Origin of the sequence: Limimaricola sp. G21655-S1, from assembly GCF_027213785.1 — a bacterium.
Taxonomy (GTDB): Bacteria; Pseudomonadota; Alphaproteobacteria; order Rhodobacterales; family Rhodobacteraceae; genus Limimaricola.
This window is the reverse complement of sequence record NZ_JAPWGO010000001.1, coordinates 126,227-142,971: the sequence shown is the minus strand read 5'-3', so window position 1 is coordinate 142,971 and position 16,745 is coordinate 126,227. Positions and strand designations below refer to the sequence as shown.

At 70.0% G+C, this 16,745-nt stretch carries 17 protein-coding genes; 3 read left to right on the top strand and 14 right to left on the bottom strand.

The window, feature by feature from the left end; genetic code table 11:
• Positions 1-37: 37 nt before the first annotated feature.
• From O4G76_RS00750 to O4G76_RS00735, 4 genes are all read right to left on the bottom strand, one after another.
• Positions 38-646, bottom strand: a complete 609-nt coding sequence (locus tag O4G76_RS00750) for an outer membrane lipoprotein carrier protein LolA (protein WP_269395547.1) — start codon at positions 644-646, stop codon at positions 38-40.
• 221 nt (positions 647-867) lie between these two features.
• A complete protein-coding gene (locus tag O4G76_RS00745; RefSeq protein WP_269395546.1) occupies positions 868-4,485 on the bottom strand; it encodes a DNA translocase FtsK 4TM domain-containing protein in 3,618 nt (1,205 codons plus the stop codon).
• 14 nt (positions 4,486-4,499) lie between these two features.
• Entirely contained in the window at positions 4,500-5,678 is a 1,179-nt protein-coding gene (locus tag O4G76_RS00740; RefSeq protein WP_269395818.1) for an aminotransferase class I/II-fold pyridoxal phosphate-dependent enzyme, read from the bottom strand.
• A gap of 124 nt (positions 5,679-5,802) precedes the next feature.
• Positions 5,803-7,128 carry an amidase gene (locus O4G76_RS00735; protein ID WP_269395545.1) on the bottom strand — a complete coding sequence of 442 codons (1,326 nt, stop codon included), beginning with the start codon at positions 7,126-7,128 and terminating at the stop codon, positions 5,803-5,805.
• A 93-nt stretch (positions 7,129-7,221) separates the two neighbouring features.
• On the opposite strand from O4G76_RS00735, the gene O4G76_RS00730 reads away from it, so the two are divergent.
• Positions 7,222-8,433 (top strand): UbiH/UbiF/VisC/COQ6 family ubiquinone biosynthesis hydroxylase, encoded by a 1,212-nt coding sequence (locus O4G76_RS00730; RefSeq protein WP_269395544.1) that lies wholly within the window; start codon positions 7,222-7,224, stop codon positions 8,431-8,433.
• A 12-nt stretch (positions 8,434-8,445) separates the two neighbouring features.
• On the opposite strand, the gene O4G76_RS00725 is transcribed toward O4G76_RS00730, so the two are convergent.
• The 6 genes from O4G76_RS00725 to O4G76_RS00700 form a co-directional block, all read right to left on the bottom strand.
• Positions 8,446-8,598 carry a Trm112 family protein gene (locus O4G76_RS00725; RefSeq protein ID WP_106534991.1) on the bottom strand — a complete coding sequence of 51 codons (153 nt, stop codon included), beginning with the start codon at positions 8,596-8,598 and terminating at the stop codon, positions 8,446-8,448.
• A 113-nt stretch (positions 8,599-8,711) separates the two neighbouring features.
• Complete coding sequence (locus O4G76_RS00720) at positions 8,712-9,353, bottom strand: LON peptidase substrate-binding domain-containing protein (RefSeq protein ID WP_269395543.1); 642 nt, start codon at positions 9,351-9,353, stop codon at positions 8,712-8,714.
• A gap of 27 nt (positions 9,354-9,380) precedes the next feature.
• Positions 9,381-10,298, bottom strand: coding sequence for a thioredoxin (gene trxA, locus O4G76_RS00715; protein WP_269395542.1), 918 nt, complete (start codon positions 10,296-10,298; stop codon positions 9,381-9,383).
• 85 nt (positions 10,299-10,383) lie between these two features.
• Positions 10,384-11,172 (bottom strand): exodeoxyribonuclease III, encoded by a 789-nt coding sequence (locus O4G76_RS00710; protein WP_269395541.1) that lies wholly within the window; start codon positions 11,170-11,172, stop codon positions 10,384-10,386.
• Between the two features lie 98 nt (positions 11,173-11,270).
• Positions 11,271-11,594: a hypothetical protein gene (locus tag O4G76_RS00705; protein ID WP_269395540.1), complete on the bottom strand. Its 324-nt coding sequence runs from the start codon at positions 11,592-11,594 to the stop codon at positions 11,271-11,273.
• 231 nt (positions 11,595-11,825) lie between these two features.
• Positions 11,826-12,512 (bottom strand): response regulator transcription factor, encoded by a 687-nt coding sequence (locus O4G76_RS00700; RefSeq protein WP_085895029.1) that lies wholly within the window; start codon positions 12,510-12,512, stop codon positions 11,826-11,828.
• Positions 12,513-12,669: 157 nt separating this feature from the next.
• Between O4G76_RS00700 and ribA the strand changes: the two genes are divergently transcribed.
• Positions 12,670-13,749 carry a GTP cyclohydrolase II gene (gene ribA, locus O4G76_RS00695; protein ID WP_269395539.1) on the top strand — a complete coding sequence of 360 codons (1,080 nt, stop codon included), beginning with the start codon at positions 12,670-12,672 and terminating at the stop codon, positions 13,747-13,749.
• Positions 13,746-14,267, top strand: coding sequence for a L,D-transpeptidase family protein (locus O4G76_RS00690; RefSeq protein ID WP_269395538.1), 522 nt, complete (start codon positions 13,746-13,748; stop codon positions 14,265-14,267). Before ribA ends, O4G76_RS00690 begins: the two co-directional genes overlap by 4 nt.
• Before the next feature lie 37 nt (positions 14,268-14,304).
• On the opposite strand, the gene fmt is transcribed toward O4G76_RS00690, so the two are convergent.
• Genes fmt through def (O4G76_RS00670) form a run of 4 tightly spaced genes read right to left on the bottom strand, consistent with a single transcriptional unit; the run spans position 14,305 to position 16,683 of the window.
• Entirely contained in the window at positions 14,305-15,204 is a 900-nt protein-coding gene (gene fmt / locus O4G76_RS00685) for a methionyl-tRNA formyltransferase (protein ID WP_269395537.1), read from the bottom strand.
• Positions 15,204-15,695 (bottom strand): peptide deformylase, encoded by a 492-nt coding sequence (gene def / locus O4G76_RS00680; RefSeq protein WP_269395536.1) that lies wholly within the window; start codon positions 15,693-15,695, stop codon positions 15,204-15,206. Before def (O4G76_RS00680) ends, fmt begins: the two co-directional genes overlap by 1 nt.
• The gene (gene def, locus O4G76_RS00675) at positions 15,692-16,162 is read right to left on the bottom strand and encodes a peptide deformylase (RefSeq protein ID WP_269395535.1); all 471 of its coding nucleotides are present in this window, start codon (positions 16,160-16,162) and stop codon (positions 15,692-15,694) included. Before def (O4G76_RS00675) ends, def (O4G76_RS00680) begins: the two co-directional genes overlap by 4 nt.
• A complete protein-coding gene (gene def / locus O4G76_RS00670) occupies positions 16,162-16,683 on the bottom strand; it encodes a peptide deformylase (RefSeq protein ID WP_269395534.1) in 522 nt (173 codons plus the stop codon). Before def (O4G76_RS00670) ends, def (O4G76_RS00675) begins: the two co-directional genes overlap by 1 nt.
• Between the last annotated feature and the right edge of the window lie 62 nt (positions 16,684-16,745).

The following is a 16,745-nucleotide window of genomic DNA, read 5'->3' as shown; positions in this document are numbered from 1 at the left end:
ATGACCGGCGGCCCCGAGAGGGTTCAGGCGTGGCTCGTCACCACCTCGACATCTCGGAGCGGATGTTGAACTTCGCGTCCGAGATGCCCGCACCCGGCCGCAGGTCGTTGAGCACCACGGTGGTCTTCTGCCCGGCATTGTCGGTGACGATCCACTGGCGCAGCTCCACCGGATCGGCGGTGAACACCATCTGGATCGAGCCGTACTCGGGATGCGCCGGGTCCTGCGCGGTTACCGTGGTCTTGGTGCCGTCGGAGCTGTGCCCCGTCACCATGCCCGCCCGGCCGAGATTGACGTTGCGCTCGAGGATGATGTTGAGCGGCGTCTGGTTCAGCGGGTAGCGCTCGGGCCCGGTGTTAGAGCGGGCGTCGAACACCGCGACCTGGCCGCCGCCGGCGATCATCATCGAACGGTCGCCCGCGTATTCGAAGCGGATCCGCCCGGGCCGCTTGATATACATCGTACCGGTCTTGATCGAGCCGTCGCCATTGATCTGGGTGAAGCCCGCGGTCGCCGACTGGAGCTGGTTGAGATAGTTCGAGATCTCGCCCAGCGAGAGCTGGCGTGCAAAGGCCGGCCCGGTGGTGACCGCCAGCGTGGCGGCCGCGGCGAGCGAGGCGAGGAAGCTGCGTCGGATCATGGTCATGTCTCGCGTGGTCCTTCATGTCGTGGCCCCGAATGGACAGCAGGGGCGCCTTGGCACTCGATATAGGGTCGGTCTGCCGGATTGTCCGCCGCTAGGCGATATCGCGCGCGCCGCCAGCCGATGACCACGCCAAGAAAAAGCCCCCCGCCCGGCGGGGCAGGGGGCTTAACCCATTGAAAATTCTATGCGCATGGCCCCCTCACGGAGGGCTCGCGGCGATGTCAGTGGACCTCGGGCACCAGCACTTCGCGCTTGCCGACATGGTTCGCGGAGGAGACCACGCCCTGATCCTCCATCTGTTCGACCAGCCTCGCGGCCTTGTTGTAGCCGATCGCCAGCTTGCGCTGGATGTAGGAGGTCGAGCATTTGCGGTCCTTGGCGACGATCTGCACCGCCTGGTCGTAGAGCGCGTCTTCGCTGTCGGAGCCGGAGGTCGAGGAGCCGCCCCCTGCGAGGCCCAGCACCGCGTCGATGTCCGAGCTCTTGTCCTCGTCCGGGCCCTCGACCACGCCGCCCACGTAATCGGGCGGGCCGAAGCCCTTGAGGTAGGTCACGATCTCCTCGACCTCCTCGTCCGAGCAGAACGGCCCGTGCACGCGGGTGATCTTGGAGCCGCCCGCCATGTAGAGCATGTCGCCCATGCCGAGGAGCTGCTCGGCGCCCTGTTCGCCGAGGATCGTGCGGCTGTCGATCTTCGAGGTGACCGAGAAGGAGATCCGGGTCGGGAAGTTGGCCTTGATGGTGCCGGTGATGACGTCGACCGAAGGCCGCTGCGTCGCCATGATCAGGTGGATGCCCGACGCCCGCGCCATCTGCGCGAGGCGCTGGATGCAGGCTTCGATCTCCTTGCCTGCCACCATCATCAGATCGGCCATCTCGTCGACGATGACGACGATGTAGGGCAGCACCTCGGGCTGGAACTCGTCGGTCTCGAAGATCGGGTCGCCCGTCTCCTCGTCGAAGCCCGTCTGCACCGTGCGCGAGAACATCTCGCCCTTGGACAGAGCGTCGCGAACCCGGCCATTGTAGCCGTCGATGTTGCGTACGCCCATCTTCGACATCTTGCGATAGCGCTCCTCCATCTCGCCCACGACCCATTTCAGGGCGACGACCGCCTTCTTGGGGTCGGTGACCACGGGAGAGAGCAGATGCGGGATGCCGTCATAGACGCTGAGTTCCAGCATCTTCGGGTCGATCATGATCAGCCGGCACTCCTCGGGCGTGAGCTTGTAGAGCAGCGACAGGATCATCGTGTTGATCGCCACCGACTTGCCCGAGCCGGTGGTACCGGCGATCAGAAGGTGCGGCATCTTGGCGAGGTTGGCGATCACCGGCTCGCCGCCGATATCCTTGCCGAGCGCCAGCGGCAGCTTCATCTGGTTGTCGCCGTAATCCCGCGCGGTGAGGATCTCGCGCAGCGCCACCATCTCGCGCTTGGCATTGGGTAGTTCGATGCCGATCACCGAGCGGCCCGGCACGGTCGAGACCCGCGCCGAGAGCGCCGACATCGAGCGCGCGATATCGTCGGCGAGGCCGATGACGCGGCTGGCCTTGAGACCCGGGGCGGGCTCCAGCTCGTACATGGTGACCACGGGGCCGGGGCGGACCGAGACGATCTCGCCCTTGACGCCGTAATCCTCGAGCACGCTTTCGAGCTGGCGCGCGTTCTCTTCGAGCTGCGCGTCCGGCAGGTGGTGCCGCTCGATCGCGGCGGGGTCCATCAGCAGGTCGAGCGGCGGGTATTCGTATTCGGGATAGGCGACCTGCGGCGTGGCGGGCTGGCTCGGCGGCGCCACCGGCGCGGGCTGCGGCGCGGCGCGCGCGATCTCGGCGGCCGGACCCTGGGGGGCAGCCTGACGCGTGGCGACGGGCTCGGCGCGGTGCGCGGCAAGCGGCGGGGCCGCGGGTGCGGGTGCGGGTGCGGGCGTACGGGCCGGTGCGGCAGGTTCGCGGCGCGCGGTGAGCGGCGGCTCGGCCGGGCGCTGTGGCGCGACGGGGGCGGAGATCGCGGCCTCCGGCTCCTGCCAATCCTCGGCCTCGACCGGCTCTTCGGCTTCATCCGCCCATAGCGGTTCGGCGGGCCGGTCCCAGTCCTGATGCGGTTCCGCCTCGAGCGCCTGCTCGGGCACTTGCGTCCAGTCGTCCTGCGGCGCGGCCTCTTCGGCCCATCCGGCGGTCGCGTCATAGGCCACGTCATCGCCCGCCTCGACCGGCTGCGGCTCGGGCATGGCGCCGAACGGATCGGGTCGCACCGTATCGCGAGCCAGCGGCGGCTCGACCCGGGGTGCCGGGGCCCCATCCGCCCGAGCACCGCCAAGCGCCTGTCCCGCGAGCGCCTGCCCGGCGGCGGCAAGACCGGCCCCGGCAGCGGCAAGCCCGGCGCCGGCCACGGCGCGCGGCGTCTTGTTGATCATCAGCGGTTTGGGCCCACGGCCACGGGTCAGCGAGGGCTCGATCCGGCCATGCTGGAACGGCGGCATCGTGTTCTGCCCGGTGCGCGCGCGGATCGCGTCAGAAATGCGCGAGCGGATCCGGTCGTCATCGGCGGGACGCTCGGCCGCGGCCTGCGCGGTGAGCGGCGGCTCGACCGGGGCAGCGGGCGGCGTCTCGCGTGGCTCGGTCCGACGCAGCAGCTGCGGCATCCGCGACAGCAGCCCGCCGGAGGGTTCCTCGGTGCGCGCCGGGCGCGGCGGCGCGGCGAGCGTGCCCGGGGGCGCCGGCGGCAGTCGCCGCGCCGGAGCCACGTCCTGCGCGGCAGGCGCGGGCTCGGACCAATCGTTTTCGGGCCAGTCGGCCCGGGCCTGCTCATCGTCGGACCAGCCATCTTCGGCCCAACCCGTCTCTTCCGTCATCGGCGGCGCGGGAGGAACGGGCGCGGGCTGGCGAGGCATGACCCGGGTAACTGCTGGCGGCATGCGCCGCGCCGGCGCGCTGTCCTCGATCAGGGTTTCATCCTCCTCGGCCTCCGGAGCAGCGGGCCGGGCGGCGGCGCTGATGCTGGCCATGCGCTTGGCGGCATGGGCGCGCACCACGGCGGCGACGCGTTGGGTCTGGTCCGGCTCGGGCACCGCGCGGGCGGCGGCCTCTTCTTCGGCGGCGAACGCCGCATCGCGGCGCATCTGCTCGCGCCGCGCCTCGATCTCGTCGCCGATCCGGGCGCGCAGCACCTCGGCGGCACGCATCGAAACCGTGGCGCCGCGCCCCATCAGCCGCAGACCCAGCGCATAGGCGAGCACCAGCCCCAGGAGAATCAGCCGCCAGAGGCCTTGCGTTTCCTCGCGGGTAAAGCCGGTGACGTAGGCTCCCGCCGCCAGCGTGCCCGCGCCAAGCAGCAGCGCCAGCAGGTTCACCCCGAGCCCCGGGCCGAAGGGCAGCACCGTGAGCAGCAGTCCCAGCACCGTATCGCCGAACAGGCCGCCGAGGCCGAAATTGTGGCTCCAGCCATCGGGCGGCGTCAGCGTCGCGGCGAAGACCGCGGCCAGCGCCACGACGATCGGCGCGAACATCAGCCGCGACATCGCCCGGTCCTCGCCCCGATGCAGCGTCAGCCGCGCACCCCAGGTCAGGAACACAAGCGGCAGCATCCATGCGCCGCGCCCGACGATCATCACGATGGGCTGCGCCACCGAGGCGCCGAAACGCCCCAGCCAGTTCTGCACCGGCGCGTCCGAGGCCAGCATCCAGTTCGGATCGTCGGGGCTGTAGGAGCCGATCATCATCGCGACCATCAGCCCCAGGGCGATCAGCACAAGTCCGAGCAACTCCTTGCCGCGCTTTTCCAGCGCCGCCTGCGTGTTACTGTCGAAGAGCGGTTCGCGCCCCCGCGTCTGATACGCCATCTCGCCTCGTCCTCTCAGTCGTAGAGACAGTCGCGAAGCGTCTCGAGCCCGCGCTGCATCTCGTTGGCCGGGGCCACCATGGCGACCCTGACATATCCCTTGCCGGGATTTTCTCCGTTCACGTCACGCCCGAGATAGGCGCCGGGCAGCACCCGCACCCCCGTCTCGCGCCATGCCTTCAGCGCCGCCGCCTCGCCATCCGTGACCGGCAGCCACAAAAAGAACCCCGCCTCCGGCGCCGTATAGCCCGGGACATCGCCCAGTACCGCGTCAGCGATGTCGTATTTCGCGGCATAGAGCGCACGGTTCTCGACCACATGCGCTTCGTCCGACCACGCCTTCGCGGCCACCGCCTGCAGGGGCAGCGGCAGCGGCGCGCCCGCATAGTTGCGCAGCTGCCGCATCCGGCGAATCGATTCCGGGCCGCCCGCGGCGAAGCCCGCCCGCAGGCCCGGCAGGTTCGACCGCTTGGACAGGGAGTTGAACACCACCAGACGCTCAGGGTCCGCGCCCATTGCTGCGGCGACGGCCAGCGCGCCCGGTGGCGGCGTCTCGCGCCAGATCTCGGAATAGCACTCGTCGGCGAAGACCCGGAAATCATGGCGCTCGGCCAGTTCCAGCAGCCGCTGGAGATAGGCTTCCGTGGCCACCGCGCCCTGGGGGTTCGAGGGCGAGCAGAGATAGAAGATCGCGGTGCGGTCCAGCGTCTCGCGCGCGATGGCGTCCAGATCCGGCAGGAAGCCGGTCCCGTGGGTGGCGGGCAGATAGCGCGGCTCGGCACCCACGGAAAGCGCGGCCACCGCATAGACCTGGTAGAACGGGTTCGGCATCAGCACCAGCGGCGCCTGTCCGCCCTTGGCCTCGGGGCACAGCGCCATGGCGGCGTTGTAGAGCCCCTCTCGCGTCCCATTGAGGGCCAGCAGCCGCTCGGGCGCCACGGTGATGGCATAGCGCCGCGAGATCCAGCCGGAGATCGCCCCCAAGAGCATCTCCGAGCCCTCGTTGACCGGGTACTTGCCGAATCCCGCCGCCGCCTCGGCGATGGTGGGGCCGACCCAGTCCGGATAGGGGTGCTGCGGCTCGCCGATGGTCATGGCGAGCGGCGCGCCACCCGGCTTGTGCGAATCAAGCAGGCTCCGCAGACGCGGGAACGCGTATTCCGGTAGGTCCGAGAACCGATCGGGGAAATCCATCGCTGCCTCATGAACGGGGGTCATGCCAGTGCCCCTCTTGCCACGAAACTACCCGCGCGGGCAGGACGATGTCCAGCTTTCGCCCCCTGCTCGCCCCGCATGTGTCTTTCGGGTCAGGCCCCTGTCAGGCGAGGGCCGCCTCGACCGCCGCCGCGAGACGCCACAGCGCCGCGTCCCGCCCCGCCGCGCCGTTGAGCAACAGCCCGCAGCCCGGATCGCCGAAGGGCAGCGCCGCCGAGCATAGCCCCATCAGGTTGGCCAGCCGCGTGTTCCGCAAGGTCTTGAGGTTGGTAAGACGGAACGCCTCGGCGTCTTCGAGAAGCGGCGCGACCTTGGGAGGCATGATCGCCACGCCCGGGCAGATCACCGCGTCGAACCCCGCCGTCGCGGCCCGGAAATCGCGACGCAGCGCGTGCAGGCGGTCCCAGCCGGCGATCCAGTCAGCGGCCGACACCCCCTGCCCCGCGCTGACCCGGTCGAGAATCGGCGGGTAGAGCGCATCCCTGTCGGCCTCGATCCGCTCGCGCCACCAGGCCCAGGCCTCGGCGGTATAGAGCGCGCCCGACAGGTCATAGGCCTCCTCCAGCGCCGGATGCGCGCGGCGCGTGATCACGGCGCCAGCGCTGTCGAGCCGCGAGAGCGCCGCATCGAAGCTGCGCGACACGGCAGGCTCCAGCCCCTCCATCACCACCGTGTCGATCACCAGAAGCCGCCGGCCCTCGAGCCCGGCCCCGCGCAGATCGGCCGAGGGGCCGCCCAGCGCCGCGAGGGCGAGATTGGCGTCCTCGACGCTGCGCGCCAGCGGACCGATGGTATCGAATCGCGCGCAGAGCGGCACCGCGCCCGCGAGCGGCAGCGCCCCGTGGGTCGGCTTGAGCCCGACGAGTCCGTTCCAGACCGACGGCACCCGCACCGAACCGCCGGTGTCGGAGCCGATGGCCAGCGGCGCCAGCCCGTGCGCCACCGAGGCCGCCGCGCCGGAGGACGAGCCGCCGGGCGCGGCCTCCGGGTCGAAGATGTTGGGTGGCGTCGCGGTGCGCGGGTTGATCCCGAGCCCCGAGAAGGCGATTTCGGTCATGTGGGTCTTGCCGAGGCAGACCAGCCCAGCGGCGCTGGCGCGCGCCAGCACCTCGGCGTCGCGGTCGGGCACGCGGCCCGCCATCAGCCGGGTGCCCGCCTCGGTCGCCACGCCGACGCTGTCGAACAGATCCTTCCAGCTCACCGGCACCCCGTCGAGCGGGCCGCGCCTGCGCCCGATACGGGCCCTTTCACGCGCCGCCTCGGCCTCGGTCATGGCCCGCTCGGGCGTCAGCCGGGCATAGATCCGCGCGGCGTCGGGATGCGCCTCGGCCGCGTCGAGAAAGCTCTGGGCCAGCGCGACCGGGTCGATGTCGCCCGCCGCGATGCCGCGCCCAAGAGCCGCCGCGCCCATCCGCCGCCATTCGTCCATCGCCGCCTCCGCCATATCCCGCCTCGATCGGGCGCGAGGCTAGCGGCGCCGGGGCGCATGGACAATCCCGCCCCCCGCCCCATAGTCAGCCGCATGGACCAAAACAGCGACATCCTCATCGCGGGCGGCGGCCTCAACGGCCCGGTGCTCGCCCTCGCCCTCGCCCGGGCCGGGCTCTCGGTGACCCTCGTGGACGCGGCCGCCCCGCCGGCCCGCCTCGCCCGCTTCGACGGGCGCGCCTATGCCATCGCCGCAAGCTCGCGGCGGATGCTGGCGCGGCTCGGCCTGTGGGATCAGCTGGCGCCGCAGGCGCAGGAGATGGCCGAGATCAAGGTCACCGACGGGCGCGCCGGCGAAGGTCCCTCCGCCTGGTGGCTGCACTTCGATTCGGCGGAGATCGAGGACGGCCCGATGGGCCACATGGTCGAGGACCGGCACCTGCGATCGGCTCTCGCCGGCGCGCTGAAGGCGACGCAAGGCGTCACTCTGCGCGCCCCGGCCAGAGTGGTGGCGCAGGAGGCCTCGGCGGGCGGAGTGTCTATCACGCTCGATTCGGGCGAGGTGCTGCGCGCCGGGCTGCTCGTGGGCTGCGACGGCCGCGCCAGCGGCACCGCCGCGCGGGTCGGGATCAGGCGCAATGGCTGGGGCTATGGCCAGAGCGCGGTGACCTGCGCGGTCGAGCACGAATTGCCGCACAAGGGCATCGCGCACCAGTTCTTCATGCCCGGCGGGCCGCTGGCGATCCTGCCGTTGACCGGCCGGCGCAGCTCGCTGGTCTGGAGCGAGCGCACCCCGCGCGCCGAGCGCCTCGCGGCGATGCCCGAGGCTGAGTTTCTCGACGCGCTGCGTCCCGCCTTTGGCAATTTCCTGGGCGAGATCGGTCTCGTGGGCAGCCGCGGGCTGTTTCCGCTGGGTCTCAGCCTCGCGGAGCGTTTCACCGCCCGGCGCGTGGCGCTTGTGGGGGACGCGGCGCACGGGTTGCACCCGGTCGCGGGTCAGGGCTTGAATGCCGGGCTGCGCGACGTCGCGGCGCTGGCCGAGGTGCTGGGCGAGGCCCGCAAGCATGGCGAAGATGCGGGCAGCGCCCTCGTGCTCGATCGCTATGCCCGGTGGCGGCGCTTCGACACCACGGTGCTGGCCGCCACGACCGATCTCACCACGCGGCTGTTCTCGAACGACAACCCGCTGCTGCGGCTGGCACGCGATGCCGGGCTCGGCGCGATCAACGCCGTGGCGCCGCTGCGCCGCGCGATGATCCGCGAGGCGGCGGGGCTGACCGGGGAATTGCCGCCACTGATGCGCTGAGGCACGAGAGGCTCAGTCGAGCGGGCGCGCTTCGTCGGCCAGCATCACCGGGATGCCGCCCCGGATCGGATAGGCGAGATTGGCGGCCCGGCTCACCAGCTCCTGTCGCTCGGCATCGTAGCTGAGCGGGGCTTGGGTCTGCGGGCAGACCAGCGCCTCGAGCATGCGCCGGTCGAAGGCGGCCCGGCCCGCGCGCGGGTCCGGCTCGGGATCGGGCAGCGGGTCGATCGGCGGCACCGGCCGGGGCGGCGTGTCGGGGGGCAGGTTCGGATCGTCGCTCATTGCATTCTTTCCTCGCCCGAGCCGCCGCGCAGGGCGAACTCGATCAGCGTCACCAATGTCTCGCGCCGGCCCGGCAGGTCCGGCGCCTCGAGCAGCGCCTGACGCTCCTCGCAATCGAAGGGGCACAGCATCGAGAGCGAATTGATCAGCAACTCGTCCTCGGCTTCGCGCAGGTTCTCCCAGTCGGTCTGGAGCCCCTGCTCGTCGAAGAAGCGGGCGAGCAGCTTCAGGAACGGCTCCCGCCGCATGCCCGGGTCGGCCTCGACCGCGCCGCGGTCGCGCTCGAAGCCGGACCAGTTCACGGCGCAGCGGCGATAGGGCGTGAAGCCCTCGACCTCACGGCGGATCCTGAAACGCGACACTCCCGCAAGGGTGATCATGTAGCGGCCGTCCTCGGTCTCGGAAAAGGCGGTGAGCCGCCCGGCGCATCCGATGTCGTGCAGCCGCATCTCGCCCGGCGGGGTCTCGTAGGGCTGGATCATCCCGATCAGCCGCTCCGGCGTCTTCATCACGTCCTCGACCATGGCGAGGTAGCGCGGCTCGAAAATGTGCAGCGGCAGCCGGGCGCGCGGCAAGAGCAGCGCCCCCGGAAGCGGGAAGACCGGAATAGTATCGGGGAGGTCCGCGCCAGTGATCATGAAAGGCGACCTAGCCTGCCGCGCCCCTCAGGCAAATATCATCGATGAGAGCTTGCGCCGACCCGCGAGCGCGATCGGATCCTTTGCGGGCAGCGCTTCGAAAATGGTGAAGAGCTGGGTCTTGGCCGCGCCCTCGTTCCACTCGCGGTCGCGGCGGAAGATCTCCAGAAGCTGCTCCACCGCCTCGGCGGTCTCGCCCTTGGCATGCAGCGCCGTGGCGAGGTCGTAACGCGCCTGCAGGTCGCCCGGCTCGGCCTCGACCCGGCCACGCAGCTCGGTCACGGGACCGGCATTGCTGGCCTGCTTGGCCAGCGCGATCTGCGCATGCGCCGCGTCCAGTTCGGGCGTCCGGGCGATCTCGGCCGGGGCACCGTTGAGGATCGCTTCGGCCTGCTCGACCTGATCCAGCGCCAGATGCGCGCGCACCAGGCCGGCATAGGCGGCGGCGTTCTTGCCATCCTCCTGCAGGATCGCGCCGAACACCTCGGCCGCGCCGGTGGCGTCGCCCTCGTCCAGCATCGCCTCGGCCGCCTCGATCGCCTCCGACAGGCCGCCATCCTCTTCGCCGCCGCCCAGAGCGACGAGCTTCTGCACGAACTTGTCGATTTCCGATCCGGGCAGCGCGCCCTGGAAGCCGTCGACCGGCTGACCCTGCCAGAAGGCATAGACGGTGGGGATCGACTGCACCTGCAGCTGGCCCGCATAGGCCTGGTTCCGATCGACGTCGATCTTGACCATCTTCACCTTGCCGCCGGCCTTGGTCACGGCCGCCTCGAGCGCCGGGCCCAGCGTCTTGCACGGCCCGCACCACGGCGCCCAGAAATCGACGATCACCGGCACGGTCTTCGAGGTCTCGACCACGTCCTGCATGAAGGTGGCGTCGGAGCCCTCGCGGATCAGGTCGTCCTTGGGGGCGGCGGGGGCGCTGTCGTTGAGACCGAGCATGTGAAGCTCCTGCTGCTGTTTGCGGCCCTGTGCGGGCAATGTTCAGAGGTGAGTATATGTGCGCGGAGACGCGCCGCGCCAAGCCCTAGAGGTCGAAGGTGGCGAAGACCGGGGCGTGGTCCGAGGGTTTGTACCAGCCGCGTGCCGATTTCAGAATCCGGCTGCCATGCCCCGCCTTGGCGATGTCGGAGGTGGCCCAGACATGATCGAGCCTGCGTCCGCGATCCGCCGCCTCCCAGTCCTTGGCGCGGTAGGACCACCAGGAATAGAGCTGGCCCTCAGGGATGTCCTGCCGGGTCACGTCGACCCAATCGCCGCTGTCCTGCACCTGTGCGAGGTGCTCGACCTCGACCGGCGTGTGGCTGACCACCTTCAGGAGCTGCTTGTGGCTCCAGACGTCGTCCTCGCGCGGGGCGATGTTGAGATCGCCCACGAGGATCGCCCGCTCGGGCCGGTTGGCGTGAAAATCATCGCGCATATGGGTGAGGTAATCGAGCTTCTGGCCGAACTTCTCGTTCTTCTCGCGATCCGGCTCGTCACCGCCCGCGGGGACATAGAAATTGTGGATCGTCACGCCGTTTTCCAGACGCCCGGCGATATGGCGGGCATGGCCGAGCTGCGCATGATCATGCGCGCAGACCTCCTCGATCGGCAGACGCGAGAGGATGGCGACACCGTTATAGCCCTTCTGGCCGCGCGCGATCATGTGGTCGTAGCCCAGCGCGCGGAACGCCTCGAGCGGGATCTTCTCGACCGGGCTCTTGCATTCCTGCAGGCACAGAACGTCGGGCCCCTCCTCCTGCAGAAGGCGGGTCACAAGCGTCTCGCGCAGGCGGACCGAGTTGATGTTCCAGGTGCAAAGCGTGAAGGGCATGCGCGGTCTCCGGCTGTCGGGCCGGGCCTGCCTAGCCCCTCGCGGCGCCGAAGGCCACCCGCCCCCGGCGCGGCGGGCTCACGCTCGGACAGCGCGGCTCAGGGCTGAATCGTATAGCTTTCGGCCGCGCAGACATCGACGCGGTCGGGCACCACGGCGCCGTCCGAGAACATCATCAGCAGGTCGTAGAGGCATTCCGACACGTTGCGGATGGTAACGTCGGCATTGCTTCCCGACGGTACGACATATTCGCCCAGCAGGTCGTCGCGCCAGTACTGGTCCGTCACCGGAGAGGCGAAGAGCCGCACCAGATCCACCCCCGAGCGGTTGCGCACCCGCAGCGTCTCGGTCTCGGCCAGAGCGGCGGTGCCGAGAAGCGGGATCAACGCGGTGGCGAAAGCGAGGGGGCGGAAAACGGACATCGGCAACTCCTGTCGGTACAGGACCAGCCTAGCCCCTCGGCTGCGCCGACCCCAGAGGCGTTTCGCCCCGCTCACGCCGGCGCGACCGGAATTCCTCCAAGACCCTTCGATTGCGCAGAAAAAAGCCGGGCACCGGGCCCGGCCAAGTCCAACAGGGAGGTATGTGGCGCAACCCCGCCACGGGGGCTTCGGCATGGCAACGCGCGGCCTCGGGATCGGTTCCCGCCGCGCTCAGGCCACGAGCCGGTATCCCCCCGATTCCGTGACCAGAAGCCGCGCGTTCGAGGGATCGGGTTCGATCTTCTGGCGCAGCCGGTAAATGTGGGTTTCGAGCGTGTGCGTGGTCACGCCGGCATTGTAGCCCCAGACCTCGTGCAGCAGCACGTCGCGCGGCACCACCCCCTCGGAGGCCCGATACAGGAACTTGAGGATGTTGGTTTCCTTCTCGGTCAGCCGGATCTTGCGATCATCCTCTGCCACGAGCAGCTTCTGCGCCGGGCGGAAGCTGTAGGGCCCAAGCTGGAACACCGCGTCCTCGGATTGCTCGTGGGTGCGCAGTTGCGCCCGGATCCGTGCCAGCAGAACCGGGAACTTGAACGGCTTGGTGATGTAGTCGTTGGCGCCGGCGTCGAGGCCGAGGATGGTGTCGCTGTCGCTGTCATGGCCGGTCAGGATCAGGATCGGGCACTTCACGCCCTGCTTGCGCATGACCCGGCACAGCTCGCGGCCATCGGTATCGGGCAGGCCGACATCGAGGATCACCAGGTCGAACAGCCCGGCCTTCACCTGCGCCATCGCTTCGTGGCCGTTTCCGGCTTCGAAGACGTCGAAATCCTCGGTCATGACGAGCTGTTCGCTCAGCGCCTCGCGCAGGTCGTCTTCGTCATCCACCAGCAGGATCTTCTTCACTTGTGCCATATCGACGCCTCCATGACCTTCCGGCTCCACAGATGTGTAACGATCACGTGTGGCTCAAGTTTCGTGGCAATCTCTCACGCCGAGTTGTCGCGCCCGGGGGAAATGTTACAGTCGCCTCCCGCGCCGGGGTCGCCCGGCCTTCCGCAAGGATGCGAACATGCCCTTTCGCCCCGATCCCGTCGAGCGCCGCGCCCGCGCCCTGGCCGATCTTCGCCTCGGCGTGCCGGTGGTCTTGGGTCAGGACAAGGGGGCTCTCGTGCTCGCGGCCGAGACGGCGGGGCCCGACCGGCTGGCCGATCTGCGGAGGATGGGCGGGGCGCCGGTGCTGGCGATCACCGGGCGGCGCGCCACGACGCTACGCGCGCGGGCCTATGACGGCGATCTGGCGCGGGTGGCGCTGCCGGCGGATGCCGATTGCGGCTGGCTGCGGGCGGTGGCCGATCCGGCGGGCGACCTGAACACCCCGATGAAGGGGCCGCTGAAGACCCTGCGCGAGGGCTCGGCCGAGACACACCGCGCGGCGATCGCGCTGGTCAAGGCAGCGCGACTGCTGCCGGCGGCGCTGGTGCTGCCACTCGATGATGCGGCGGGCTTCGCGGCGGCGAACGAGCTGACCCGGCTCGACCTGCCGCTGCCGCCGGCGCTGACGCCGGCCTATGCCCCGGTCGCCGCTGCCCGGCTGCCGATGGAGGCGGCGGAGAAGGGCCGGCTGCACGTGTTCCGCCCCGGCGATGGCGGCGAGGAGCATTACGCGGTCGAGATCGGCAAACCGCTGCGCGACACGGCGCCGCTGGTGCGGCTGCACTCGGCCTGCTTCACCGGCGACGTGCTGGGTTCGCTCAAATGCGACTGCGGCCCGCAACTGAAAGCGGCGCTCGACCAGATGGGCGAGGCCGGCGAAGGCGTGCTGCTCTACCTCAACCAGGAGGGACGCGGCATCGGCCTCGCCAACAAGATGCGGGCCTATAGCTTGCAGGATCAGGGCTTCGACACGGTCGAGGCGAACCATCGGCTCGGCTTCGAAGATGACGAGCGAGACTTCCGGATCGGCGCCGAGATCCTGAAGCGGCTGGGCTTTTCGCGCATCCGCCTGCTGACCAACAACCCCAACAAGGTCGCGCGGATGAACGAGGCCGGGATCGCGGTGGAGGAGCGGGTGCCGCTCAAAGTCGGCCGGGGCCTGCACAATCACCATTACCTCGCCACCAAGGCGGCCAAGTCGGGGCACCTGCTGTGATCCATTCTCCCGCCGATCTCGTCCTGACCCGCCGCGGCCTGCGGGTGCTGGGCCGGCATCTCCCCTGCTCGATCGGCAAGGGCGGCATTCGCCGCGACAAGCGCGAGGGCGACGGCGCGACGCCGGTGGGCGAGCACCGGATCACCGGCATGTTCTACCGCCCCGACCGGCTGACCGCGCCCCAGCCATGGGCCGAGCCGATCCTGCCCGGCGACCTGTGGTCGGACGCAAGCGGCGATCCCGCCTATAACAGCCATGTCCGCGCGCCCTACCCCGCGAGCCACGAGGTGCTGCGCCGCGCCGACCCGCTCTACGACATCGTGCTGGTCACGGACTGGAACGAGGGTGGCGCACCGGGAGCCGGCTCGGCCATCTTCCTGCATCAGCGCCGCCGCCCGGGCTATCCGACCGAAGGCTGCATCGCCTTCGCGCGCCCCGACCTGATCTGGCTCGCCCGCCATGTCCCCTATGGCGCGCGGCTGATCGTCAGGCGCCGATCCGCTTCATCTTTCCGCTAATACGCGAAACCGACGCTCGCCTCGCGCGGGCCGCCGGTCAGTCGAGCCGATCCGGCAGAGCCCGTCCCCTGATCGCTTCGGCGAGGGGCAGCGGACGCTTGCCCTCGCGCTGGATCTCGATGAACTCGACCGCGCCATCGCCGCAGGCCACGACACCCTCGCCGATCACCATCCCCGGCGTGCCCTCGCCCGGCCCGGCGGCGGCGCGCAGGATCTTGAGCCGCTCGCCTTCGGCCATGCACCACGCGCCCGGAAAGGGCGAGAGCGCGTTGACCTGCCGCGCGACATGGGCGGCGGAGCGGGTCCAGTCGATCCGCGCCTCGGCCTTGTCGATCTTGGCGGCATAGGTGACGCCGTCATGCGGCTGTGGCTCGGGGCGAAGATCGTCGAGGTCGCGCAGCGTCTCGACGACGAGGCGCCCGCCCATGCTGGCCAACCGGTCATGCAGGTCCGAGGCGGTGTCCGTGGGGCCGATCGGCGTCGCCTCGCGCATCAGCACCGGACCGGTGTCGAGCCCGGCTTCCATCTGCATGATGCAGACGCCCGTCTCGGTATCGCCCTCCATGATCGCGCGCTGGATCGGCGCCGCCCCGCGCCAGCGCGGCAGCAGAGAGGCGTGTATGTTCAAACAGCCCCGCGCGGGTGCATCGAGGATCGGCTGCGGCAGGATCAGCCCGTAGGCCACGACCACCGCGACATCGGCGTTCAGCGCGGCGAAGGCCGCCTGCTCCTCTTCGCCCCTGAGCGATACCGGGTGCCGCACCTCCAGCCCCAATTCCTCGGCCCGGGCCTGCACCGCGCTGGGCCGGGGCTTCTTGCCGCGACCTGCGGGGCGCGGCGGCTGGGTATAGACGCAGGCGATCTCGTGGCCCGCGCGGAGCAGCGCGTCGAGCGCATGGACCGAGAAGTCGGGGGTGCCCATGAACACGACCCGCATCAGGAGAGCTTCCTCGCCTTGGCAACCAGCCGGTCGCGCTTGAGCCGGCTCAGCCGGTCGAAATACATGCGCCCCTCCAGATGATCGATCTGGTGCTGCAGCGAGGTCGCCCAGAGCCCGACGAAATCGCGCTCCTCGATCTCCCCCTCGGCATTGAGGAACCGCGCGGTGACCGCGCGCGGCCGCGAGATCACCGCCGAAACGCCGGGCAGGTTCGGCGAGGCTTCCTCGTGCTCGCGCAGCTGCACGCTCGCATGCAGGATCTCGGGGTTGGCCATCCGCACCGCCTGCCCGCGCCCGTCCGAGGCATCGACCACGGCGAGCCGCAGCGACACGCCGATCTGCGGCGCGGCGAGACCGACGCCGGGCATCGCGTCCATGGCCTCGATCATCTCGTCCCAGAGGACACGGATCTCGTCGGTGATCGCCTCCACGGGAGCCGCGGGCTTGCGCAGCGTCGGATGCGGCCAGCGCAGGAAGGGGCGGGTCATTCGGAGGTGTCCTCTTCGTGGCGATCGATGCACAGGATGCCGTCGAGATGGTCGAGCTCGTGCTGCACGCAGGTCGCTTCGATGCCTTCGAACGCGGCCTCGTGGCCGAGACCGGTCAGGTCCTGCCAGCGCAGCCTGACGCGCACGGGACGGCGGACCCGGCACGACGTGTCGGGGATCGACAGGCAGCCTTCCTCGCGCAGCGCCGTCTCCTCGGAGGCCTCCACCAGTTCGGGGTTCACGAAGACCTTGGGCGCCGGATCGCCGTCGCGCCACGCCACGTCGGTGACGAAGATCCGCATCGGCAGACCGACCTGCGGCGCCGCGAGGCCGCGGCCCGGCGCGTCGTACATCGTCTCGATCATGTCTGCGGCAAGTTGCGACAGGGTGGCGTCGAACCGCACCACCGGGACGCAGGTCGCGCGCAGCACCGGGGCCGGATGCCGGACGATGTCGAGCACGGCCATCAGCCGCGCGCCCGCTCGCGCTTGAGCTTGACCATCTTGCGGGTGATCATCTGCCGCTTCATCGGCTTGAGGTAATCGATGAAGAGCTTGCCATCGAGATGATCGATCTCGTGTTGCACGCAGGTCGCCCAAAGCCCGTCGAACCGCTCGGCATGGGTCTTTCCGTCGAGCCCGAGCCATTGCACCTCGACCTCGGCAGGGCGCTCGACCTCGGCGAACTGCTCGGGGATCGAGAGGCAACCCTCCTCGTAGACCGAACGGGCCTCCGAGGCCCAAGTAACGGTCGGGTTCACCAGCACCATGGGCCGGGGCGCACCCTCGTCCTCCTTGGTGGCGTCCATCACCAGCAGACGGCTCATCTGGCCGATCTGCGGCGCGGCGAGGCCGATGCCGGGGGCGTCGTACATGGTTTCGAGCATGTCGTCGGCCAGCCGCCGGATCTCGTCGGTGATGGAGGCGACGGGATCGGCCACGGTCTTGAGACGCGGGTCGGGATGGATCAGGATGGGGCGCAATGTCATGGCGCCGATCTAGGGCCAAGCGGCGCGCCTTGCAACATCGCCGCCCCTTGCGCTCGCGGCCC